The 20,892-nt window shown below is 57.5% G+C and carries 23 protein-coding genes; 11 read left to right on the top strand and 12 right to left on the bottom strand.

Features of this window, described 5'->3' with window-relative positions; translation table 11 throughout:
* Window positions 1–61: 61 nt before the first annotated feature.
* From ACR0AL_RS07575 to ACR0AL_RS07545, 7 genes are all read left to right on the top strand, one after another.
* Window positions 62–796 carry a class I SAM-dependent methyltransferase gene (locus tag ACR0AL_RS07575; protein WP_170347817.1) on the top strand — a complete coding sequence of 245 codons (735 nt, stop codon included), beginning with the start codon at window positions 62–64 and terminating at the stop codon, window positions 794–796.
* 310 nt (window positions 797–1,106) lie between these two features.
* Window positions 1,107–1,667: a F0F1 ATP synthase subunit delta gene (locus ACR0AL_RS07570; RefSeq protein WP_170347818.1), complete on the top strand. Its 561-nt coding sequence runs from the start codon at window positions 1,107–1,109 to the stop codon at window positions 1,665–1,667.
* Window positions 1,668–3,206, top strand: coding sequence for a F0F1 ATP synthase subunit alpha (atpA, locus tag ACR0AL_RS07565; protein ID WP_170347819.1), 1,539 nt, complete (start codon window positions 1,668–1,670; stop codon window positions 3,204–3,206). It abuts the gene before it with no gap.
* Between the two features lie 15 nt (window positions 3,207–3,221).
* A complete protein-coding gene (locus ACR0AL_RS07560; protein WP_058280013.1) occupies window positions 3,222–4,097 on the top strand; it encodes a F0F1 ATP synthase subunit gamma in 876 nt (291 codons plus the stop codon).
* A gap of 19 nt (window positions 4,098–4,116) precedes the next feature.
* Entirely contained in the window at window positions 4,117–5,541 is a 1,425-nt protein-coding gene (atpD, locus tag ACR0AL_RS07555; RefSeq protein ID WP_170347820.1) for a F0F1 ATP synthase subunit beta, read from the top strand.
* Window positions 5,542–5,553: 12 nt separating this feature from the next.
* Window positions 5,554–5,964: a F0F1 ATP synthase subunit epsilon gene (locus tag ACR0AL_RS07550; protein WP_170347821.1), complete on the top strand. Its 411-nt coding sequence runs from the start codon at window positions 5,554–5,556 to the stop codon at window positions 5,962–5,964.
* Between the two features lie 117 nt (window positions 5,965–6,081).
* Window positions 6,082–6,432: an H-type lectin domain-containing protein gene (locus tag ACR0AL_RS07545; protein ID WP_170347822.1), complete on the top strand. Its 351-nt coding sequence runs from the start codon at window positions 6,082–6,084 to the stop codon at window positions 6,430–6,432.
* Between the two features lie 61 nt (window positions 6,433–6,493).
* Here ACR0AL_RS07545 and ACR0AL_RS07540 read toward each other — a convergent pair whose 3' ends face one another.
* The 3 genes from ACR0AL_RS07540 to ACR0AL_RS07530 all read right to left on the bottom strand — a co-directional run bounded on the left by ACR0AL_RS07540 (window position 6,494) and on the right by ACR0AL_RS07530 (window position 9,051).
* Complete coding sequence (locus ACR0AL_RS07540) at window positions 6,494–7,177, bottom strand: hypothetical protein (protein WP_480662490.1); 684 nt, start codon at window positions 7,175–7,177, stop codon at window positions 6,494–6,496.
* Window positions 7,178–7,478: 301 nt separating this feature from the next.
* Entirely contained in the window at window positions 7,479–7,928 is a 450-nt protein-coding gene (gene rpiB, locus ACR0AL_RS07535) for a ribose 5-phosphate isomerase B (RefSeq protein ID WP_170347824.1), read from the bottom strand.
* Between the two features lie 103 nt (window positions 7,929–8,031).
* Window positions 8,032–9,051, bottom strand: a complete 1,020-nt coding sequence (locus ACR0AL_RS07530) for a ribose-phosphate pyrophosphokinase (protein WP_170347825.1) — start codon at window positions 9,049–9,051, stop codon at window positions 8,032–8,034.
* 108 nt (window positions 9,052–9,159) lie between these two features.
* Here ACR0AL_RS07530 and ACR0AL_RS07525 point away from each other — a divergent pair, with 108 nt between their 5' ends.
* Entirely contained in the window at window positions 9,160–9,762 is a 603-nt protein-coding gene (locus ACR0AL_RS07525; RefSeq protein ID WP_480645995.1) for a DsbA family protein, read from the top strand.
* Between the two features lie 12 nt (window positions 9,763–9,774).
* On the opposite strand, the gene ACR0AL_RS07520 is transcribed toward ACR0AL_RS07525, so the two are convergent.
* The 9 genes from ACR0AL_RS07520 to ACR0AL_RS07480 all read right to left on the bottom strand — a co-directional run bounded on the left by ACR0AL_RS07520 (window position 9,775) and on the right by ACR0AL_RS07480 (window position 17,824).
* On the bottom strand, window positions 9,775–10,809 hold the full coding sequence (locus tag ACR0AL_RS07520; protein WP_480662488.1) for a threonine aldolase family protein: 1,035 nt from the start codon (window positions 10,807–10,809) through the stop codon (window positions 9,775–9,777).
* A complete protein-coding gene (locus ACR0AL_RS07515; RefSeq protein ID WP_170408970.1) occupies window positions 10,809–11,282 on the bottom strand; it encodes a YcgN family cysteine cluster protein in 474 nt (157 codons plus the stop codon). The genes ACR0AL_RS07520 and ACR0AL_RS07515 overlap by 1 nt, the downstream gene beginning before the upstream one ends.
* A complete protein-coding gene (locus ACR0AL_RS07510) occupies window positions 11,279–12,211 on the bottom strand; it encodes a bifunctional riboflavin kinase/FAD synthetase (RefSeq protein ID WP_170547941.1) in 933 nt (310 codons plus the stop codon). The genes ACR0AL_RS07515 and ACR0AL_RS07510 overlap by 4 nt, the downstream gene beginning before the upstream one ends.
* A gap of 51 nt (window positions 12,212–12,262) precedes the next feature.
* Window positions 12,263–13,060 carry a Stf0 family sulfotransferase gene (locus tag ACR0AL_RS07505; protein WP_480662486.1) on the bottom strand — a complete coding sequence of 266 codons (798 nt, stop codon included), beginning with the start codon at window positions 13,058–13,060 and terminating at the stop codon, window positions 12,263–12,265.
* 23 nt (window positions 13,061–13,083) lie between these two features.
* Window positions 13,084–13,527 carry a MaoC family dehydratase gene (locus ACR0AL_RS07500; RefSeq protein WP_058275996.1) on the bottom strand — a complete coding sequence of 148 codons (444 nt, stop codon included), beginning with the start codon at window positions 13,525–13,527 and terminating at the stop codon, window positions 13,084–13,086.
* A 100-nt stretch (window positions 13,528–13,627) separates the two neighbouring features.
* Window positions 13,628–14,503 carry a TIGR01459 family HAD-type hydrolase gene (locus tag ACR0AL_RS07495; RefSeq protein ID WP_170347831.1) on the bottom strand — a complete coding sequence of 292 codons (876 nt, stop codon included), beginning with the start codon at window positions 14,501–14,503 and terminating at the stop codon, window positions 13,628–13,630.
* A 106-nt stretch (window positions 14,504–14,609) separates the two neighbouring features.
* Window positions 14,610–15,686 (bottom strand): DUF389 domain-containing protein, encoded by a 1,077-nt coding sequence (locus ACR0AL_RS07490; RefSeq protein WP_170347832.1) that lies wholly within the window; start codon window positions 15,684–15,686, stop codon window positions 14,610–14,612.
* A gap of 127 nt (window positions 15,687–15,813) precedes the next feature.
* Window positions 15,814–16,734, bottom strand: a complete 921-nt coding sequence (locus ACR0AL_RS07485; protein WP_170347833.1) for a manganese-dependent inorganic pyrophosphatase — start codon at window positions 16,732–16,734, stop codon at window positions 15,814–15,816.
* A gap of 109 nt (window positions 16,735–16,843) precedes the next feature.
* The gene (locus ACR0AL_RS07480) at window positions 16,844–17,824 is read right to left on the bottom strand and encodes a TraB/GumN family protein (RefSeq protein WP_170347834.1); all 981 of its coding nucleotides are present in this window, start codon (window positions 17,822–17,824) and stop codon (window positions 16,844–16,846) included.
* Window positions 17,825–17,948: 124 nt separating this feature from the next.
* Between ACR0AL_RS07480 and ACR0AL_RS07475 the strand changes: the two genes are divergently transcribed.
* From ACR0AL_RS07475 to groL, 3 genes are all read left to right on the top strand, one after another.
* Window positions 17,949–18,623, top strand: a complete 675-nt coding sequence (locus ACR0AL_RS07475; RefSeq protein ID WP_170360541.1) for a DUF2161 domain-containing phosphodiesterase — start codon at window positions 17,949–17,951, stop codon at window positions 18,621–18,623.
* A 151-nt stretch (window positions 18,624–18,774) separates the two neighbouring features.
* The gene (groES, locus tag ACR0AL_RS07470) at window positions 18,775–19,062 is read left to right on the top strand and encodes a co-chaperone GroES (protein WP_170347836.1); all 288 of its coding nucleotides are present in this window, start codon (window positions 18,775–18,777) and stop codon (window positions 19,060–19,062) included.
* 53 nt (window positions 19,063–19,115) lie between these two features.
* The gene (gene groL, locus ACR0AL_RS07465) at window positions 19,116–20,759 is read left to right on the top strand and encodes a chaperonin GroEL (protein ID WP_170347837.1); all 1,644 of its coding nucleotides are present in this window, start codon (window positions 19,116–19,118) and stop codon (window positions 20,757–20,759) included.
* The last annotated feature ends 133 nt before the right edge of the window (window positions 20,760–20,892 follow it).

The following is a 20,892-nucleotide window of genomic DNA, read 5'->3' as shown; positions in this document are numbered from 1 at the left end:
GGCCTTTTGCCCTTTCGTTGCTAGACTGCGCCCAGCTAAGCCGATTGACCAGGTGTCCGCAATGCATCTTGATGTGCAGGATCTGAGGAATTTCTACTACCGCAGCACATTGGGCCGTGCGGCGCAGGCCGCTATTCGTGGACGGCTGACGCAGTTGTGGCCCGAAGCCAAAGGTCAGACCGTAGTAGGCTTTGGCTTCGCGGTGCCACTTTTGCGGCCATATCTGGCAGAAGCGCGTCGTGTCATCGGCTTGATGCCAGGGCCGCAGGGGGTCATGCCCTGGCCTGCCGGGATGCCCAATGTCTCTGTGCTGACCGAAGAAACACTCTGGCCCATTGAAACCGGGCACGTGGACAAATTGGTCGTGATGCACGGGTTGGAGACCTCAGGCCAGCCCAGCGAATTGCTGAACGAATGCTGGCGGGTTCTCGGACCAGGAGGGCGCGCGATTTTCATTGTGCCGAACCGGGCCGGGCTGTGGTCGCGATCAGATCGAACGCCCTTTGGATTCGGGCGCCCGTATTCGGCGTCGCAGTTGGAAAGCCAGCTCAAGGCGCATCACTTCATTCCCGAAGGCCACTGCTCGGCCCTGTATATGCCGCCTTCGTTTCGCCGGTTCTGGTTGAAATCGGGCAGTCTGATCGAAAAAACTGGTCAACGCATGCCAACGGTGATGGCCGGGGGCGTGCTGATGGTAGAGGTCACCAAGCACATCCGCCCCCCCAGCGGCACCGTCACAAAAGATACCGAACGTCGCCCGATCAAGGCGCTAGATGGACTGTTGAAGCCAGCATAATTCTTGTGTCGATTTGGGACGTTTCAAAGCCCGAATTTGCGGGAAATAGGTCACAGGAATCGCAAAAACCTACACTTTCGTAACATTTTTCCTGCCTTCCAGCCGGATAAAAGGGTCGCACCCTCCGTAAGTAATTGAAACAAAACATTTTGTGGATAAAGTGCTTGCCGTGATAATATATTGCTAGCTTGGTTCGGCTCTGCTACATCCCCGGTGATTTTGATCCCCGGCCGTCTGGGCGGGGTTTCCTCACGCCCCTTGGTAGCGGCCGCTACTCAAAATCGGGGCCTCAAATATCGGAAGGGTGGACGTGTCCGAACCAGCTTCGATTTCCACTGGCATTGCTGAACGCTATGCCACCGCGATCTTTGAGATCGCCAAAGAGAATAATGACCTTGCAGGTCTGGAAACCGGCATCAACGATTTGGCAGCAGCTTTGGGCGAAAGCGCCGACTTGCGCGACCTGATTGCATCGCCGCTGGTATCCCGCGCCGAACAGGAAGCAGCGATTACCGCGATTGCCGACAAGATGGGTCTGCATACCATCCTGCGCAACACGCTGGGTCTGATGGCCGAAAAGCGCCGCCTGTTTGTTATTCCGCAACTGGTGCAGGTACTGCGCGACATGCTGGCAGACGAGCGCGGCGAAGTGACCGCCGATGTCGCCTCGGCCAAGGCGTTGACCAAGACGCAACTGGATAAACTGTCCAAGACGCTGTCCGAGCGTGTGGGCAAGACCGTGACAATCAATGCGACCGTTGATGAAAGCCTCATCGGCGGTCTTGTCGTTAAAGTGGGCTCGAAAATGATCGATAGCTCGATCCGTTCGAAGCTGAACTCCCTACAGAATGCAATGAAAGAGGTCGGATAAATGGGAATCCAAGCTGCAGAGATTTCTGCAATCCTGAAGGACCAGATCAAGAATTTTGGTCAGGAAGCCGAAGTGGCCGAGATTGGCCGCGTGCTGAGCGTCGGTGACGGGATTGCCCGTGTATACGGCCTGGACAACGTACAAGCCGGTGAGATGGTCGAATTCCCCGGTGGCATCATGGGCATGGCGCTGAACCTGGAAAGCGACAACGTCGGTGTCGTTATCTTCGGTTCCGACCGTGACATTAAAGAAGGTGACACCGTCAAGCGCACCAACTCGATCGTGGACGTTCCGATCGGTGACGAGCTGCTGGGCCGTGTTGTTGACGGTCTGGGCAACCCGCTGGACGGCAAAGGCCCGATCAACGCAACCAAGCGTGGCGTTGCAGACGTTAAGGCACCAGGCATCATCCCGCGTAAGTCGGTTCACGAGCCGATGGCAACCGGCCTGAAATCGGTTGACGCGATGATCCCGATTGGCCGTGGCCAGCGTGAGCTGATCATTGGTGACCGTCAGACCGGTAAAACTGCCGTTGCTCTGGACGCGATCCTGAACCAGAAAGTGTACAATGACGCAGCAGGCGACGACGAGTCGAAGAAACTGTACTGCGTTTACGTTGCCATCGGTCAAAAGCGTTCGACCGTTGCGCAGCTGGTGAAGAAGCTGGAAGAATCCGGTGCGATTGAATACTCGATCGTTGTGGCCGCAACCGCGTCCGACCCGGCACCGATGCAGTTCCTGGCACCCTATGCTGCAACCGCGATGGCCGAATACTTCCGAGACAATGGCCGTCACGCGCTGATCATCTATGATGACTTGTCTAAGCAGGCTGTGTCCTATCGTCAGATGTCGCTGCTGCTGCGCCGCCCGCCCGGACGTGAAGCCTATCCTGGCGACGTTTTCTACCTCCACTCGCGCCTGCTGGAGCGTTCGGCGAAGCTGAACGAGGATTTCGGTGCGGGCTCGCTGACTGCTCTGCCGGTTATCGAAACTCAGGGTGGTGACGTTTCGGCGTTTATTCCGACCAACGTGATTTCGATCACCGACGGCCAGATCTTCCTGGAAACCGAACTGTTCTACCAGGGTATCCGTCCTGCTGTGAACACCGGTCTGTCGGTTTCGCGTGTGGGCTCTTCGGCTCAGACCAACTCGATGAAGTCGGTTGCCGGTCCGGTTAAACTGGAACTGGCTCAGTACCGTGAAATGGCTGCGTTTGCTCAGTTCGGTTCCGACCTGGACGCCGCGACCCAGCAGCTGCTGAACCGTGGAGCGCGTCTGACCGAGCTTATGAAACAGCCGCAGTACTCGCCGCTGACCAATGCTGAAATCGTCTGCGTCATCTTCGCCGGTACCAACGGTTACCTCGACAAGATCGACGTGTCCGATGTTGGCCGTTACGAAGCTGGCCTGCTGGCGCACCTGCGTGGCAAGCACGCGGATCTGCTTCAGTGGATCACGGACGAAGATCCCAAGATCAAGGGTGACGCTTCCGATAAGATCAAGGCTGCGCTGGACGAATACGCCGCAACCTTCGCTTAAGGGAGAGGCGGGCATATGCCAAATCTTAAGGACCTTAAAAACAGGATCGAGTCGGTCAAATCGACCCGCAAGATCACCAAGGCCATGCAGATGGTCGCGGCTGCAAAACTGCGCCGCGCCCAGGAATCTGCCGAAGCCTCGCGCCCCTATGCCGAACGGTTCAATGCCGTGATGGCGGGGCTGGCGGCGTCGGTCGGGGGCAGCGACAGCGCCCCCAAGCTGCTCCGTGGTACGGGCAGTGATGATGTCCATCTGCTGGTTGTCATGACAGCTGAACGCGGCCTGTGTGGCGGCTTCAACTCGAACATCGCCAAGCTGGCCCGCCAAAAGGCGGACGAGCTGCGCGCCAAAGGCAAGACGATCAAAGTTCTGACCGTCGGCAAAAAAGGCCGCGACGCGCTCAAGCGTGATTTTGGCGATCTGTTCGTTGGACATATCGACCTGAGCGAGGTCAAGCGTCTGGGTTACACCAATGCGCAAGACATCGCGAAGGACGTCCTGTCGCGCTTTGACGGGGGTGAGTTCGACGTTGCCACGATCTTCTATTCGAAGTTCGTCAACGTTGTGACCCAAATCCCGACGGCACAGCAGGTCATCCCCGCCTCGTTCGAGGAAACCGAGGGTGACGATAGCGGTGCTGTTTTCGACTACGAGCCCAGCGAAGAGGCCATCTTGGCCGACCTGCTGCCCAAGGGGGTTGCAACCGCGATCTTCTCGGCCCTGCTCGAAAACGGAGCGTCTGAACAGGGTGCACGGATGTCCGCAATGGACAACGCGACACGCAACGCGGGTGAGATGATCGACAAGTTGACGATCCAATTCAACCGCTCGCGTCAGGCCGTGATCACCAACGAGCTGATTGAAATTATTTCCGGCGCCGAAGCGCTGTAAGAAAACCGGAGACAACAATATGGCGAATGCAAAAGGCAAAGTCACACAGATCATCGGGGCCGTCGTCGACGTGCACTTCGAAGATCAGCTGCCTGAAATTCTGAACGCGCTGGAAACCGAAAACAACGGCAAGCGTCTGGTACTGGAAGTTGCCCAGCACCTGGGTGAAAACACTGTCCGCACCATCGCGATGGACGCGACCGAAGGTCTGGTTCGTGGTGCTGAAGTGACCGACATGGGCGCGCCGATCTCGGTTCCGGTTGGTAACGCCACCCTGGGCCGCATCCTGAACGTTGTTGGCGATCCCATCGACGAAAAGGGCCCGGTTGAGGCAACCGAATCCCGCGCCATCCACCAGCCTGCACCGACCTTCGCAGAACAGTCGACCGAGTCGGAAGTTCTGGTCACCGGCATCAAGGTTGTGGACCTGCTGGCCCCTTACGCCAAAGGCGGTAAGATCGGCCTGTTCGGCGGCGCTGGCGTTGGTAAAACCGTTCTGATCATGGAACTGATCAACAACATCGCAAAAGTGCACTCGGGCTTTTCGGTGTTCGCGGGTGTTGGTGAACGGACCCGTGAAGGGAACGACCTGTACCACGAGATGATCGAATCGAATGTTATCAAGCCGGACAACCTGTCGGAATCGCAGGTGGCCCTGGTTTACGGTCAGATGAACGAACCTCCCGGAGCGCGTGCGCGTGTTGCTCTGACCGGCCTGACCCTGGCCGAGCAGTTCCGCGACCAGTCCGGTACCGACGTTCTGTTCTTCGTCGACAACATCTTCCGCTTTACGCAGGCGGGTTCCGAGGTTTCGGCTCTGCTGGGTCGTATTCCTTCGGCGGTGGGCTACCAGCCGACACTGGCCACTGACATGGGTGCCCTGCAGGAACGCATCACCTCGACCAAGTCGGGCTCGATCACCTCGGTGCAGGCGATCTACGTGCCTGCGGACGACCTTACCGACCCTGCGCCGGCAACCTCGTTCGCTCACTTGGATGCGACTACCGTTCTTAACCGTGCGATCTCGGAAAAGGGTATCTACCCTGCGGTTGACCCGCTCGACTCGACTTCGCGTCTGCTCGACCCGGCCATCGTTGGCGAAGAGCATTATCAGGTTGCGACCGATGTTCAGCAGATCCTTCAGCGCTACAAGTCGCTGCAGGACATCATCGCCATCCTTGGCATGGACGAGCTGTCGGAAGAGGACAAACTGACCGTGGCCCGTGCCCGTAAGATCGAACGCTTCATGTCGCAGCCGTTCGACGTGGCGCAGGTCTTCACCGGTAGCCCTGGCGTTCAGGTTCCTCTGGATGTCACCATCGCGTCGTTCAAGGCCGTTGTGGCTGGCGAATACGATCACCTGCCCGAAGCGGCCTTCCTGATGGTTGGCGGCATCGACGAAGTGATCGCCAAAGCGGAAAAGATGGCCGCAGAAGCCGCCTAAGGAGTATCCCTGATGGCAAACACGATGCAATTCGACCTCGTCAGCCCCGAGCGGAGCCTTGCTTCGCTCAGCGCGACGGCGGTCCAGATTCCCGGCGCGGACGGGGACATGACGGCGATGCCCGATCATGCACCCACCATCACCACGCTGCGCCCGGGCATCCTGAAGGTCGAAGCACCTGAAGGGTCCAGCGAATACCTGGTCACCGGTGGGTTTGCTCAGATCAATGGCGATGGCCTGTCGGTTCTGGCCGAAAAGGCGATCCCGGTTGCCGAAATGACACGCTCACACCTGGACGATCTGATCGCCGAGGCACGCGCGTCGCACGAGGCAGCGAAGGAAGGCGATGATCAGTCCATCGTTGACGACGCTGCCAAGTTGCTGGCCGACATGGAAGCCCTTGGAACGCATATGAGCCTGTAAGGCTCTGGCAATTCTTGTGATTTATAACGGCTCCGCCTGCGCGGGGCCGTTTTTTTGTCGTGATTTTGCCGAGGCCGCAGGATAGGTGTAAGGAATACAAAGACAAAGACATCAACAATGAAGACTTTTCGAACCCACCCTATTGGTATCGACCAAGGCGAGTCAGTGCTGTTTTCCGATTTCGCTGATGGCGGCGATATGTGGACGGGCGAGGGGCCACGCGAACGGCGGTCTGCGATCCTCTTCAGTCAGCCATTTCGAACCGCACCGGTGGTTCAGATTGGCGTGTCTTTATGGGATGTGGACACGTCCTCGGCGCTACGTGCCGAGGTGACGACTGCGGACATTACACCTGAGGGCTTTGTTACCGTATTCCGAACCTGGTCGGATACGCGAATTGCCCGGATACGGGTGACATGGACGGCCATTGGTGAGGTCGCACATGAGGATGACTGGGATATCTCGTGATTGATTCAACGCCTGAGCCAGGAAGTGGTTTGAAAAACATGCTACGCGCTTTTCGGGATAATCAGTGTAGTCTGGAAAACAACCAGTTCCACTCGTAAGGATTAGCACCGCTCAGAATTATGGCGCAAATCGTTATGACGGCTCCAAGCACGCAAAATACGGAAACACGACCCAAGGCAAAACCACGCACGAAAAGTCCGATAAATCCTATGAGCAGAGAAAGCATAGGGAGACCAATCATAATCACGCTGGCCCCGAGGGCGTACTCTCGGGCACTCTCGGTATCCATCGAGTGGGCGATTTTGCCTGTAATAAGGTAAAATGTGGCAATGGCGCCAAAGCTGAAGCCTACTATGGAACATATGGTCCGAGCCCTGTTTGACGTAATACGCTTTCGACGCCCTCCCGTTTCGGAGGCGTCCGAGATCGCCTTGTTCCGCTGTTTGTCACCAGCCAAAATGCCGCGGTACATAAGGATACAGCCAGCCACTAACGCGAACACCCCCGCAACACCCAGCCCGGCTGCGGCACCGATCCCATAGCTTTGCTTTATAACCTCGTAACTTTCGTTCGCCTGTTTTACTGCTTGTTGCCCGACACTCAAAAACAGTATGCCGACAAGGACCTTCCAGTGATTTGGTCGGAGTGATGGAGCTTTTGTTACTTTTTGCGAAAGGTCAGAGGTTGCTTGAGGGTTATTGGCGTTGATGCGTTGAATGCGGTCTTGAAAGCTTGTGTTGGACATGGGTCGAGGTCTGAAACTCTATCAGTTAGTGCTTGTAGGTTTTTTGCCAGGGCAATGTGTTGAAAATTGGTCTGACGTCAGCGCAATTGATGCGCCGAGGCCAAGAAAGGAGCCGCAACATAATTGGGTGTGAGACGTCTGAACTTTTCTACGTTTGACAACATTCGTAGCGCTAAGGCACAGGTCGCTCATAAAGTTGCATCGCCGACATGCATTGACGTGTTCCAGACACGGTCCAACAAAGCTCTGCAAGCGGGCGTTGCCAGGATTGCGGTGGTCTGAAGTGGCGTGAAATGCTGCTCTAGGCCTCATTTCCCTCAATCATGTCCACACGGGTCGCGTGACGGCCGCCTTCAAACTCGGCGGTCAGAAAGGCATCGACGATATCCAACGCCTGACCTTCACCCACAACGCGCGCACCGATGGAGAGCATGTTTGCGTCATTGTGATGGCGGATCATCCGGGCCGAAAACGCGTCGGAACAAACACCACAACGGATGCCGGGGACTTTGTTGGCGGCCATCATGATGCCTTGACCGGTGCCGCACAGAACGATTCCCAATTGGCAATCGCCCGAAGCCACAGCCTGTGCAGCAGCTTTGCCGTGCAGGGGGTAGTGGGTGCTTTCAGGAGTGGTAGGGCCGATGTCCACCACTTCCCAGCCATTTGCCGCAACATGGGCGGCAACAGCCTGACGCAAATCAATGGCTGCGTGGTCACTGGAGAGAACGATGCGTTTGTTGACTGTCATGGGACTTTCCACAGATAACCACGCTGATTTTCGTGGCAGGTTGGTCGCGGGCGCGGAGGCCTGCAAAGGGAAGGGCGGCCCAAAAGGACCGCCCGATCCAAACTTAGTCCATGTGGTACATAGACTCGTAGATCGGGATCAAGGTCTTGTCTTCGAATAGCGACGAAACGCTGGTACCGTTCCAGATATTCAGGATCGCCTGCGTGAAGATCGGAGACGTTGGTACGATGCGGATGTTCTTGGCTTTTGCGATCTCTGGGGTTGGCTGGATCGTGTCGGTTAGCACCAACGACTTCATTACCGAATTGGTTACGCGTTCGACTGCCGGGCCGCTCATGACGCCGTGTGTGATGTAAGAGTGAACCTCTTTCGCACCGTTATCCATCAGTACCTGAGCCGCTTTGCACAACGTGCCGGCAGTGTCGCACATGTCGTCCACGATCAGGCAAATCTTGTCTTTGACGTCGCCGATCACGGTCATTTCTGCCACTTCGCCAGCCTTTTCGCGTCGTTTGTCAACGATCGACAAGGGAGCGCTGATGCGTTTGGCAAGTTCACGTGCACGGGCCACACCGCCCACGTCGGGCGAGACAACCATAAGTTCATCCAGGTTGTTCTTGAACTGGTGTTTTACATCCAGTGCAAAGATTGGCGAGGCATAGAGGTTGTCGACCGGCATATCGAAGAACCCCTGAATCTGCGCTGCGTGCAGGTCCATGGTAAGGATCCGCTCGATCCCTGCACCGGTCAGCATGTTGGCCACCAGCTTGGCGCTGATCGGCGTGCGGGCCTTGGTGCGGCGGTCCTGTCGAGCATAACCGAAGTAGGGGATAACAGCGGTGATCCGTTGGGCCGATGACCGGCGCAACGCGTCGGCAATGATCAGCAGCTCCATCAGATTGTCATTGGCGGGGTTCGAGGTTGGCTGGACGATGAACATGTCCTCGCCACGCACGTTTTCGAACACTTCGACGAAAATCTCGCCGTCATTGAACCGTTCAACTCTCGCATCGACCAGACCCTGATCGACGCCGCGATACAGGCTCATGCGGCGAGCTATGGATTCGGCAAGCGGAAGATTTGCGTTCCCAGCGATAAGCTTGGGTTCGTTGAGTGTCGGCATCGGCTGAGGTCCCCGGGCAGCAATGGCAAATGTGACAGATTCGTGATGTTGACACCGCTTAGCATGGCCTTACCGTCCAGCAAAGGTAACGCAGCGGAGAAAGTGCACATGGCCCGGATTGACTACTATTTTGCGACAATTTCGCCATTCACCTATTTGGCAGGTGAGCGGCTGGAGGAGGTCGCGGCCAAGCATGGCGCGACGATCAATTACAAACCGCTGGATATCATGGCGCTGTTCGGGCGTACGGGGGGAACGCCGCCAAAAGATCGCCACCCGTCGCGCAATGAATACAGGGCGCAGGAACTGCTGCGCCAATCCAAGAACCTGGGAATAGAATTCAATCTGCAACCGGCGCATTGGCCGACCAATATGGCGCCGTCGTCCTATGCGGTGATTGCAGCGATGAAGGATGGGGCAGGGGATGTAGGTAAGTTGGTCCAGTCCTTGCTGCGGGCCTGTTGGGCCGAGGAAAAAGACATCGCACAGGATGATGTGATCCGCGATTGCCTGACGCAGGCGGGCTTTGACCCAAATCTGGCAGACAGTGGCCTGCTGGTCGGCGCCGAAACCTATGCCGCCAATCTGGAAGAGGCCGTTGAAAGCGGCGTCTTTGGCGCGCCGTTCTACATTACTGAGGATGGCCAGCGGTTCTGGGGGCAGGACCGTTTAGATGATCTGGACCGGCACCTGACCGAGGCCAAGGGTTGACCGGCATGCCAGTCAAAGCAGGTCGAGGAAACGGTCGATATCGTCGCTGCTGATCGACCAGTCACAGACCAGACGGCAGGCGAGCGTCTCTTCGTCACTCGCCCCGTCAAGTTCGGCCCCCCAGAGGTGGTAGATCGCCCCGGCCTCATGCAGTTGCTTGTGCCGGGCGCGGGAAAACTGGGCGAACACCATGTTGGCCTGCGGCTCGTGCAGGAAAGTCGCGCCATTGGCGCGCAGGCCGTCGGCCAGGTGGGCACAATTGGCGTTGGCCTTGCGTGCCATAGTCAACCACAGGTCATCCTGCAAATAGGCTGCCATCTGTGCGGACAGATAGCGATGTTTTGAAAACAGATGCGCACCGCGCTTGCGCCGCAGTTCAAACTCCCAGGCTTTGGATTCGTCAAAGAAGACAACTGCCTCGACCCCCATCAAACCGTTCTTGGTGCCGCCAAAGCTGACCGCATCGACGCCCGCTTTCCACGTCATTTCAGCCGGAGAACAGTTCAGCGCGACCAAAGCGTTTGTGAACCGAGCTCCATCCAGGTGGACGGGCAGGTCAAACTCCTTTGCTACGCCGCACAATGCCTGCAACTCCTCCAGCGAATAGACTGAGCCGCGCTCGGTCACCTGGGTGATCGAAACCGGTCCGCGTTGCGGACCATGCACACCGCGGGTTTCTTCGGCCAGAATGGAACGGCGCAACGCTTCGGGATCCATCTTGTCGCTGCCGGGTACCAAAGTCAGCTTGGTGCCGCTGTAGAATTCCGGCGCGTTGCATTCATCCTCGTGGATATGGGCGACCGGCGAACAAAACACCGTCTCCCATGGCTGTGCCAACGTAGCCAGAGCCAGCGAGTTTGCCGCCGTTCCGGTGGCTACCAGATACACCGCAGCACCGGGCGCTTCAAAGATGCCGCGAATTCGATCGCGCACCTCATTCATCAGTGTGTCGGCCCCATAGGCCATCTGATAGCCCTGATTTGCTTCGTTCAAAGCGGTCATGACCTGCGGATGAACCGGCCCGGAATTGTCAGAGGCAAAATACATCAGCTGGGCTCCTCGATGATATAGTCTTCCCATTCTTCGATGGGCGTTTCGAACTCGGACACCGTGCGCCCCTGAACTGAGATTCCGGCAGCGTGAACACTGTCCGCTGTACCTGATATCAATGGGTGCCAGTCGTAAAGAGGTTTCCCTTCCCACAACAGCCTGTAAGCGCACGTTTGCGGCAGCCAATAGGCGTGATCGTCGATATTGTCGGGCTTCATCACGATACATTCCGGCACGAACTGGTGGCGGATATCGTATTGGGTGCAGCGGCAGGTCTCATCATCCAGCAGACGGCAGGCGACGCAGGTCAGGGCCACCTCGCCTGTGTCTTCGTCTTCAAGCTTGTTCAGACAACACTTGCCGCAGCCGTCGCAAAGCGCCTCCCACTCTTGCTCGTTCATCTTGGTTAGGGGTTTGCGTTCCCAGAACCGGGGGCTCAGGCCAGCGCGATCAATAGGATCGGCGGTCATAGCGTCGCCAGCAGTGTTCGGGCCTTATCACAATCAGAGTTCATTTGTGCAATCAACCCGTCCAGCCCGTCGAAGGTCAATTCAGGTCGTAGATATTCAACCAGACCAATCGATAGGGTCGCACCATAAAGGTCGCCTGAAAAGTCGAACAGGAAGGTTTCGATATTCGGTACTTCGCCCTTAAACATTGGCCGCGTCCCGACCGAGGCCGCGCCTTGATAGCTGCCTTGATGCGGGCCGTCCAACACATCGACCAGCACCGCGTAGACGCCGAATTTTGGCGGGTGCAGACCTTCGATGGACATGTTGGCGGTCGGGAAGCCCAACTCGCGGCCACGTTGTTCGCCGCCGATCACCGGACCCTCGATCCGATGCCAATGGCCCAGCATGGTTGCCGCATCGCGAGGGCGGCCTTCGGTCAGCGCTGTACGGATCGCGGTGGACGACACGATATTCTCGGACCGCTCCATCAAAGGTGCGATGGTGACGCCAAAGCCCATTTGTTGACCGAACCGAACCAGATCATCCGCCGTACCGCTGCGCCCCTTGCCGAAACAGAAATCGGCACCGACAACCACATGCGAAAGGCCCAACCCGTCGCAAATCACGTTCGACGCGAATTCTTCCGGAGTCAGCCCGGCAAGGGCGGAATTGAAGGGCAGTTCATACAATTTCTTGACACCCAGCTTTTCTAGCCGGTGCGCTCGGGCATTGCAGCGCATCAGGCGAAAAGGCGGGGCTGCGGGTGCGAAATACTCGCGTGGGTGCGGCTCAAAGGTCATCACCCCCAAAGGCGCATCCGGCGCGGCATTGCGGGCCAGTTCGATCACAGACTGGTGGCCGATGTGGACGCCGTCAAAATTCCCGATCGCCACGCTGGCGCCGCGGTCCTGAGGCTCGATGAACTGAAAATCACGGATGATGCGCATAGCATCTGCCTAACGGGACTGCGGTTCGGGTTCAAGCATCTGATTGCATTGTCAGTGTGTGGGATGATCGGCCAAAAAACGTCTGGCCCATTCCCGGTTTGCCGAGTCTGCCAGCTTGTCTGTGGCGGGCGTGAACTCGGCACCCCGCGCGGGATCGATCCCCAGCAGGTATAGTACATCGGTCAAAACGCCAATTGGATCGTTTTCAAGTTGTTCGTAATGGATGATATGCGGCGTGATCTGCTGCGCGGCGAACCAGTCACGCCAGGCCGCATCCCCTTCTTCAAGTTCAGCCATGTATCGGGCGATGGCGATCGGATCGTAAACCGGGTCGGCAGGTGGGGTGAGACGCTCCAACTCGGTCCCATCTGCGTTGCGGTGCCACAATCCGGTCTGTTCGGCTTTCACAATCGAAATAGCCTGTTCCAGCTTGTTGCGCCGATTAAGGTAAACGAAGCAGACCTCGCCAAAGGTGGCTTTCAGCCGGGCTAGGTCATCCCCGGCGGTCGGGTATAGACTGCGCAATTGCTGAAGAAAGAAGGCCCGACTTTTGCCTTGCAGGCGCAATCCGAAGATGTCTGTAGCGGCTTTTCTCTGGTGAATGGCCTCGGCAAAGATTGCGCGCAGGGTGCTTTTTGTATCCGGAAACGCGCTGCGATCCAGATCGTAATACGCCATCCATTCTTCCAAGATCGGGGCATGAAAGTACGAATCCGGTTTTCCTGCGCAACCCGTGGCGGCTAGTAGCTGGCACAGCAAAGTGCTGCCGCTGCGCGGGGTCGTGCAAATTAAGTAGCTGTCAAAATTGTTTACCGACCCGGGTCTAGACCGGGCCGGTGAACGAAACAAGGCTGGTAAAGCTGTGCTTTGGATCAGTCGAACTTGCGCGACGGGGCCAGAACCATTGCTTCGCCGACCAGAACCTTTTTGCCATCTACGGCGCAGTGGCAATCCAGTTTCACCCGACGCTTGGCAAAGTCGATGTCGATCACTTTGACCTCGGCATAGACCATGTCACCGGGGCGCACGGGGGCCAGGAATTTCAGCGACTGACCCATATACACGGTGCCGTGGCCGGGCAGCTGTTCGCCGATGACGGCCGAGATCAGGCCCGCCGTCAGCATCCCATGGGCGATGCGCCCCTCAAAGATCGTGTCGCGGGCATAGTCATCATCCAGATGCACCGGATTCCGGTCGGTCGAAACCTGCGCAAACATCTCGATATCTTCGTCAGTCACCACTTTGCGCAGGTGACGGGTCATGCCCATTTCGATGTCTTCAATACAGATCGTGCCGCGCGGAAGATTGTCCAACATGTCGCCCTCACTTGAATCCGTTGAGCAACAAAAGGATCAATGTTGCCCGTGTTCGGCAACTTTATTACTTCGCAAGCGCAGAAAATCAAGCCTTTTCTGCTTATCTCAGGCGACCGATTGTATAGGTGGGATTTATATTTTCCCTTGCAATGTAGTCAGTTAGCGATTCGTGGTGCGGATGATGCTCAGTTTTTGTTTCTGCAGCAGCCAATCCGCCCGAGATAAACAGAGAATCAATCCCCTCACCCATGCCGCCCAGAATGTCGGTATGGGGGCCATCACCGATCACCAAAATGTCGCCATCGGGGATGTCGTGGCCCAGTTCTTGCAGCCTACGGCGGGCCAGATCATAGATCGGCGGGTGGGGTTTGCCGAAGTACAGGCTTTCGCCGCCCATCTCGGTATACAGTTTGGCCAGCGCCCCGGCACACCATTCGCGCACCTCGCCCCGGTCGACCACAATATCGGGATTGGCGCACAGCAGCTTCATGCCCTTTTGCTTGGCATAGAGGAAATCCGCGCGGTTGACGGACGGGTCCGCCATCGGATCAAACGGACCGCAACAGACGATCCCTTCGGCCTCATCCAGCGGGACCCGTTCGATGTGGATCGGGTGGTGCAGTATTTTCAGCGGCTCAAAGAACCCCGCATCGCGCTGCCATTCGCCCATGAAATAGACCTTTTCCCCGACGGCGCCCCGGAACATCGCCGACCGCGCAGAATCGCCGCTGGTGGCGATGGTGTCATAGGCATCTTCGGGGACGTTGAATTGCACCAATTGTTGGGCAACGCCCGCGCGGGGTTTCGGAGAGTTCGTCACCAGCACGACAATCCCGCCTTTCGCACGATAGGCTTTGAGGGCAGCGACGGCCTCGGGGAAGGCGGTGATGCCGTTGTGAACACAGCCCCAAAGGTCAACGAACAGTGCTTTGTAGCGGTCGGATATGTCGGACAGGGCGTGGACGATCTGAGTCATTGAGGACCTCGGGCGAGTTGAATGCAAGGTTGCGTCAGCTATTGCAAAGCTGACGGGCTTTGACCATCCCGCAATGCCAATTGCCGCCGTTAAATGGCTGTGTCGGTCAGTTTTCTTCGCTGATCTCGTCGACATCCGGCGCCTGCTGGACGGCATCGGTGCCCAGAATGACTTGCGCGCCAATCCTGTTTTGGAACCGCACCACCACCAGATAGCCCGGACCCAATTGATCTTGAAGGATTTCGACCAAAGGTGTCTCGCGCAGGCTTTCTGGCAGCAATCCAGCGACCGAGGAGACTTTGTAAGCCGCTTCAATCGGCAGGTCGACGATCAGCCAGATATCTGCCTGCTTGCGTTTGGCGTTTACGTCAATGCGGATGACCTCGACCGACACCGGGTCTGCCCAATCGCGGATGGCTTGTGCGACCTGAGCTTCGGTTCGGGTTTCGAGATAGCGATTATAGGTGGATTTACCCAACTGCAAAACGACAAGAGCCAGAAAGGCCAATGTCACAGTCACACTGGCGGTAAAGTTCAGTTTCCGGCGACCTTTGCTGAAGACCATCGAGCGGGCCGCGTACACGATATAAACCGCGCAGGCGGACAGGATGATCGCGCCAAGGTTGGTGGCGAATAACAACCCGGCCTCATACGCCTCGCCCGGTTCGCCGAAATACAGCAGAACGCCCGAGGCGGACAGGGGCGGCACCAGTGACACGCCGATGGCCGCGCCGGGCAGCAAGCTGGCTTCGGAGCGGTTGATTTGCACGTAAGCACCGGCGACGCCTGCGGCCAGAGCGACAATCAGGTCCTCGGTTCCGGGGTCGGTCCGGGCCAAGACTTGATCAGGGATCAGGATGCCGCGCGGGACATCTGCGACATAGACCAAGAGCCACGCGAGCAATACGCAAAGAATGGCCGCACCGCAGACAATCAGAGCCAGATAGAACGCACGCCCCAGCCACCCCATGACCATAGCCGCCGCCACGCCCAATATGGGAGCCATCAGCGGCGCCACCAGCATTGCGGCAATCACCACCGCGCCTGAATCGCGAAGCATGCCCATCGTAGCGATCACAACCGATAGGGTCAGCAGCATCGCAAAGCGCCGCCAATAGGCTGCTCTGTCCTTGCCTTCAAACCGCAAGATGTCTCGGGTGGTGCTGAACTTGCGTGTACTCATATGTCGGAACTGATCCGCTACTTGCTCTCCTGACCAGAGTAGCAATGGAAGCGGGTCGCGCAAATCCTATGCCTCAACAAAAAAAGGCGCCCCACTTGGGCGCCTTTTCTTTGGAAAGATCTAAAGATCAGACCTTGAGGTTCGGAATGATTTGCTTTTTGCGGCTCATGATGCCCGGCAGGACCACGGCGTCGCCGTTAACCGATGCGCCAAAGCTTTTCTCGGCCACGCCTTTGACTAGATCGTTCGGCACCAGCAGAGTGGCCTCTTCGTTCAGAATGTCGACCACGAACAGCAGCACCTGATCGACGCCGTCCTCGCTGGCCACACTGACCATCGAGTCCGCCAGGCTAGCCTTGCGGTCCAGCACGACGCCGGGGGCCGTGGTTTCCAGAACCGAGACGCGGAACTTGGTGCCGTCGACCTCGTATTCTTTGCTGTCCATGCGGATCAGTTCGGCGTCTGAGAAGGACGATACATCCGATTTTGCCGCGAACATGTCGGCGGCATAAGCCGATACGTCTAGGCCCAGTTCAGCAGCCAGTTTCTCGGCCACTTCGCGATCATGCGCAGTGGTTGTGGGCGAGCGGAACTCCAAGGTATCCGACAGGATGCAAGTCAGCGCCGCGCCTTTGATGGCGTCGGGCATCTTGGCTGCGTCGTCGCCCATCAGGTCGACCATGATGGTGGCGGTGCAGGCCAGCGGGCGCACGGTGATGTCGATCGGGCCTTTGGTTTCCAGGCCGCCGACCAGCTTGTGGTGGTCGATGATGGCTTGGATATCGGCACTGTTGATGCTGGCGGGCAGTTCGGCCGGGTTGTTGGTGTCAACGATGACAACCGGCGCGTCGGCTTCGACGTCGTCGATGATACGCGGCTTGGACAGGTCCCAGCGCTGCAGCATGAACGCGGCTTCGGTGTTGGGCTCGCCCAGCAGAACGGGCTCGGCCTGTTCGCCTATGACTTCGTTCAGGTACCACGACCACAGGATGGGTGATCCTGTGGAGTCGGTGTCGGGAGATTTATGGCCAAATACAAGGGTTGTCATGTCAGCGTCCTGAGGATGATAATTTGCGCGCCTTATAGGGCGGTCCGCCGGGGTTGTCACCCGGCAGAATCCTCGCTGCGACGGTTGGTCTGTCTTTCGCCGAGTGCGATCAGAAAGGCGCGCGGGTCAAGAAATATCCAGCCTGTTGCAATTGGTTCAGCAATCCATGAGTACCGCCTAGATGTCCAGCCCCCACGGCGATCACTGCGGTCTGATCTTGAATGTCCAGAATCCTCGGCATCCAATTGTTGTTTCGCCCGACCAGTAAGTGCTGTTCGAACGCCTGCCATTCTTCGTCAAACACTTCGGGCGACATACCAGAATGCTCTCGCGCCAAAATACGGCCTAGTTCGATGGATTGTGCGTGATTTTCCTCGAAATATGAGTTTGTCATGGTGGCCAGCTGGTCGTCGCTGGTTTCGTACGAATTGACCCACCGCGCTAGCGATTCCGCCTGTTCTTCAATCGAGTGGAGTTCAAACATGGTCATCAGTTCCTCAATGCTCTCCAGCGAAAATTGAGGGATGCCTTGATCTTCGGCTAAAACGGTCAGACGCGCATCCAGCCCATGATTGGCGTTCGGGTCCTGAAGTAGGCATGTAGGCATGGCCAGAGTCATGCCCAGAAACCAGGGGCGCATTTTCGCTCCCATCCAACTGGGTATGCCGCGTTCGGCTAGGGCGGAAGACAGGGTTGTCCAAGCCTCTTCGGGTAGCAGGTCAATCAAGGTGGGGCCGGACGTAATCAAGATCGGGCTCGGGTCCAGAGCCAGTTCCTTTTCCCAGGCCTTCATCTCGTCTTGGGTTACTTCGAAATAGAATGCATCGGCTTGGCTGAGTGTTGGCGTCAGGTTTGCGACAATCACATCCATGCGCGGATCGTTCAGGTGCATCGTACCTATCAGGTGCAGCACCGTTGTGCCCTTTGTTGCGATCCAGTGGTTGCCTTCTGCAAATGGGACGTTGGTCAGGGTTTCTTTCAGCTCGGCGTGGGCTGCAGGTGACAATTCGCCCTTTAGATCGCGCCCCTCGCAAGCTGCGTGAACCGTGACGGGCAGCAACAGGCAGATCACCAGCAGAATTATGCGCATGTGGAAATTTCCTTTGAAATCAGAGTTGCTGAAACACTGCCTCGGCAGGTGAATGGGTGCAAGGCCGATTGGAAAGCTGCGCCTGGCGTCTGGCATTCCGCCGCAAATCGCATAGCATGCAAACATGAACCGCGAGCAGGATCTCTATCCCCCCATCAAGGCGCTGTTAGAGCGTCAGGGCTATTCCGTCAAAGGCGAGGTTGGCGCGGCTGATATCGTGGCCGTGCGGGATGGCGAAGAACCGGTCATCGTCGAGCTCAAGCTGCGGTTTTCGCTGGCATTGTTCCATCAGGCGATCACACGGCTGAAAGTGACGGATCAAGTTTACATCGGGGTGTGCAAGCCCAAAGGCCGCAGCGCGCGTCGGGCGCTGAAGGACAATCTGGCGCTGTGTCGCCGGCTGGGGTTGGGGCTGATCACCGTGCGGGCCGATGGCAAGGTCGAGGTGCAATGTGATCCCGGCCCGTACGCACCGCGCAAGTCCAAGGCTAAGACTGCGCGCTTGTTGCGTGAATTCGACCGGCTTGAGGGCGATCCCAACGCGGGCGGTGCTACGCGGCACGGGATCGTTACGGCCTATCGTCAGGACGCGCTGAAATGCGCGGCGCATCTGGCGGAATGTGGGGCGACCAAAGGGTCCGAAGTCGCCAAGGCAACCGGCGTTCCTGAGGCCACTCGCCTGATGCGCGACAATCACTACGGTTGGTTCGGTAAGGTGGAAAAGGGCGTCTACGACCTGACCGCCGCCGGGCAAGACGGTTTGAAACACTGGGCTTACAGCTGGGAACAGCCTGACTGAACCCGGTTGCAAAAAATCGATCACAGCTTGTTGACTCGGGGATTGCGACCCCCTAGCTATGCGTCGTTATCACTCTCACAACTCGAGTGCTAACGCCTCGCCATCCGGCGAGGGGAGGATAGATAAACTTTGAGCCCAAGGAGCTGCAAAGATGGCATTGAAACCGCTTCATGACCGCGTGTTGGTTCGCCGTACCGAAAGCGAAGAAAAAACCGCTGGTGGTCTGATCATTCCTGACAGCGCTAAAGAAAAGCCCAGCGAAGGCGAAGTCGTTGCAACCGGCGAAGGCGCACGCAAGGACAGCGGCGAACTGATCGCAATGGCTGTAAAATCCGGTGACAAGATCCTGTTCGGCAAATGGTCGGGCACCGAGGTTCAGGTCAACGGCGAAGAGCTGCTGATGATGAAAGAAAGCGACATCATGGGGATCATCGAGTAAGCCGCGCGCTTCTCTGATCTTCATTTCCAACTTATTTCTCAAGGAGAGACAATATGGCTGCTAAGGACGTCAAGTTCGACACCGATGCCCGCAACCGCATGCTGTCAGGTGTGAACATCCTGGCCGATGCTGTCAAAGTGACCCTGGGCCCAAAAGGCCGCAACGTGGTTCTGGACAAATCCTTTGGCGCACCGCGCATCACCAAAGACGGTGTTTCGGTTGCCAAGGAAATCGAACTGGAAGACAAGTTCGAAAACATGGGCGCGCAGATGGTGAAAGAAGTCGCCAGCCGCACCAATGACGAAGCCGGCGACGGCACCACCACCGCAACCGTTCTTGCGCAGGCAATCGTTCGCGAAGGCCTGAAGCAGGTTGCAGCGGGCCTGAACCCGATGGACCTGAAGCGCGGTATCGACCTGGCAACCGCCAAGGTTGTTGAAGGCATCAAAGACGCCTCGCGCGAAGTCAAAGACTCGGCAGAAGTCGCTCAGGTTGGCACCATCTCGGCCAACGGCGAAGCCGAAATCGGCCAGCAGATCGCAGACGCGATGCAGAAAGTTGGCAACGAAGGCGTTATCACCGTCGAAGAAAACAAAGGTCTGGAAACCGAGACCGATGTTGTCGAAGGTATGCAGTTCGACCGTGGCTACCTGTCGCCTTACTTCGTCACCAACGCAGACAAGATGATCGCAGAACTCGACGACTGCATGATCCTGCTGCACGAAAAGAAACTGTCCTCGCTGCAGCCAATGGTTCCGCTGCTCGAGCAGGTGATCCAGTCGCAAAAGCCGCTGCTGATCATTGCTGAGGACGTTGAAGGCGAAGCGCTGGCAACTCTGGTTGTCAACAAACTGCGCGGCGGCCTGAAAATTGCTGCTGTCAAAGCACCGGGCTTCGGCGATCGCCGCAAAGCCATGCTGCAGGACATCGCGATCCTGACCGGCGGTCAGGTTATCTCGGAAGATCTGGGTATGAAGCTCGAGTCCGTCACCATGGACATGCTGGGCACAGCCAAGAAAATCGAGATCACCAAAGACGAAACCACCATCGTCGACGGTGCTGGCGAGAAAGCCGAGATCGAAGCACGTGTTGCTCAGATCCGCACTCAGATCGAAGAAACCACCAGCGACTACGACCGTGAAAAGCTGCAAGAGCGCGTTGCCAAACTGGCAGGCGGCGTTGCCGTTATCCGCGTCGGCGGCATGACCGAAGTTGAAGTGAAAGAGCGTAAGGACCGTGTGGACGATGCTCTGAACGCAACACGCGCTGCAGTTCAGGAAGGCGTTGTTGTCGGTGGTGGTGTTGCTCTGGTTCAGGCCGGTAAAGCACTGGAAACTCTGGAAGGTGCAAACGCTGACCAGAACGCTGGCATCAACATCGTTCGCAAAGCCATCGAAGCGCCGCTGCGCCAGATCGCCGAGAACGCAGGTGTTGACGGTGCGGTTGTTGCGGGCAAAGTCCGTGAATCTGCTGACGCAGCATTCGGCTTCAACGCACAGACCGAAGAATATGGTGACATGTTCTCGTTCGGCGTGATCGATCCGGCCAAGGTTGTCCGTACCGCTCTGGAAGATGCGGCATCGGTTGCTGGCCTGCTGGTCACCACCGAAGCCATGGTTGCAGACAAGCCTGCCAAAGAAGGCGCAGCACCTGCAGGCGGCATGCCCGACATGGGCGGCATGGGCGGCATGATGTAAGCACGTCGAATTCGCCCCGGCGAATTCCGACGATCCCGACAAGCGCTTGGCCCTATGGCCAGATTGCTTAGAGGGACCGCCATAGAACTTACTGACGGGGTCGCCTTTGGGCGGCCCCGTTTCTTATAACCAC

This window comes from Ruegeria sp. BB1, assembly GCF_056539465.1.
This window is presented reverse-complemented; position numbering and strand designations above follow the sequence as displayed.

What these genes read in the sequence shown, in the direction of transcription:
- ACR0AL_RS07575 (WP_170347817.1), top strand. Translation starts at nt 62, where the DNA reads ATGCATCTTGATGTGCAGGATCTGAGGAATTTCTACTACCGCAGCACA.
- atpA (WP_170347819.1), top strand. Translation starts at nt 1,668, where the DNA reads ATGGGAATCCAAGCTGCAGAGATTTCTGCAATCCTGAAGGACCAGATC.
- ACR0AL_RS07560 (WP_058280013.1), top strand. Translation starts at nt 3,222, where the DNA reads ATGCCAAATCTTAAGGACCTTAAAAACAGGATCGAGTCGGTCAAATCG.
- atpD (WP_170347820.1), top strand. Translation starts at nt 4,117, where the DNA reads ATGGCGAATGCAAAAGGCAAAGTCACACAGATCATCGGGGCCGTCGTC.
- ACR0AL_RS07550 (WP_170347821.1), top strand. Translation starts at nt 5,554, where the DNA reads ATGGCAAACACGATGCAATTCGACCTCGTCAGCCCCGAGCGGAGCCTT.
- ACR0AL_RS07545 (WP_170347822.1), top strand. Translation starts at nt 6,082, where the DNA reads ATGAAGACTTTTCGAACCCACCCTATTGGTATCGACCAAGGCGAGTCA.
- ACR0AL_RS07540 (WP_480662490.1), bottom strand. Translation starts at nt 7,177, where the DNA reads ATGTCCAACACAAGCTTTCAAGACCGCATTCAACGCATCAACGCCAAT.
- rpiB (WP_170347824.1), bottom strand. Translation starts at nt 7,928, where the DNA reads ATGACAGTCAACAAACGCATCGTTCTCTCCAGTGACCACGCAGCCATT.
- ACR0AL_RS07530 (WP_170347825.1), bottom strand. Translation starts at nt 9,051, where the DNA reads ATGCCGACACTCAACGAACCCAAGCTTATCGCTGGGAACGCAAATCTT.
- ACR0AL_RS07525 (WP_480645995.1), top strand. Translation starts at nt 9,160, where the DNA reads ATGGCCCGGATTGACTACTATTTTGCGACAATTTCGCCATTCACCTAT.
- ACR0AL_RS07520 (WP_480662488.1), bottom strand. Translation starts at nt 10,809, where the DNA reads ATGTATTTTGCCTCTGACAATTCCGGGCCGGTTCATCCGCAGGTCATG.
- ACR0AL_RS07515 (WP_170408970.1), bottom strand. Translation starts at nt 11,282, where the DNA reads ATGACCGCCGATCCTATTGATCGCGCTGGCCTGAGCCCCCGGTTCTGG.
- ACR0AL_RS07510 (WP_170547941.1), bottom strand. Translation starts at nt 12,211, where the DNA reads ATGCGCATCATCCGTGATTTTCAGTTCATCGAGCCTCAGGACCGCGGC.
- ACR0AL_RS07500 (WP_058275996.1), bottom strand. Translation starts at nt 13,527, where the DNA reads ATGTTGGACAATCTTCCGCGCGGCACGATCTGTATTGAAGACATCGAA.
- ACR0AL_RS07495 (WP_170347831.1), bottom strand. Translation starts at nt 14,503, where the DNA reads ATGACTCAGATCGTCCACGCCCTGTCCGACATATCCGACCGCTACAAA.
- ACR0AL_RS07490 (WP_170347832.1), bottom strand. Translation starts at nt 15,686, where the DNA reads ATGAGTACACGCAAGTTCAGCACCACCCGAGACATCTTGCGGTTTGAA.
- ACR0AL_RS07485 (WP_170347833.1), bottom strand. Translation starts at nt 16,734, where the DNA reads ATGACAACCCTTGTATTTGGCCATAAATCTCCCGACACCGACTCCACA.
- ACR0AL_RS07480 (WP_170347834.1), bottom strand. Translation starts at nt 17,824, where the DNA reads ATGCGCATAATTCTGCTGGTGATCTGCCTGTTGCTGCCCGTCACGGTT.
- ACR0AL_RS07475 (WP_170360541.1), top strand. Translation starts at nt 17,949, where the DNA reads ATGAACCGCGAGCAGGATCTCTATCCCCCCATCAAGGCGCTGTTAGAG.
- groES (WP_170347836.1), top strand. Translation starts at nt 18,775, where the DNA reads ATGGCATTGAAACCGCTTCATGACCGCGTGTTGGTTCGCCGTACCGAA.
- groL (WP_170347837.1), top strand. Translation starts at nt 19,116, where the DNA reads ATGGCTGCTAAGGACGTCAAGTTCGACACCGATGCCCGCAACCGCATG.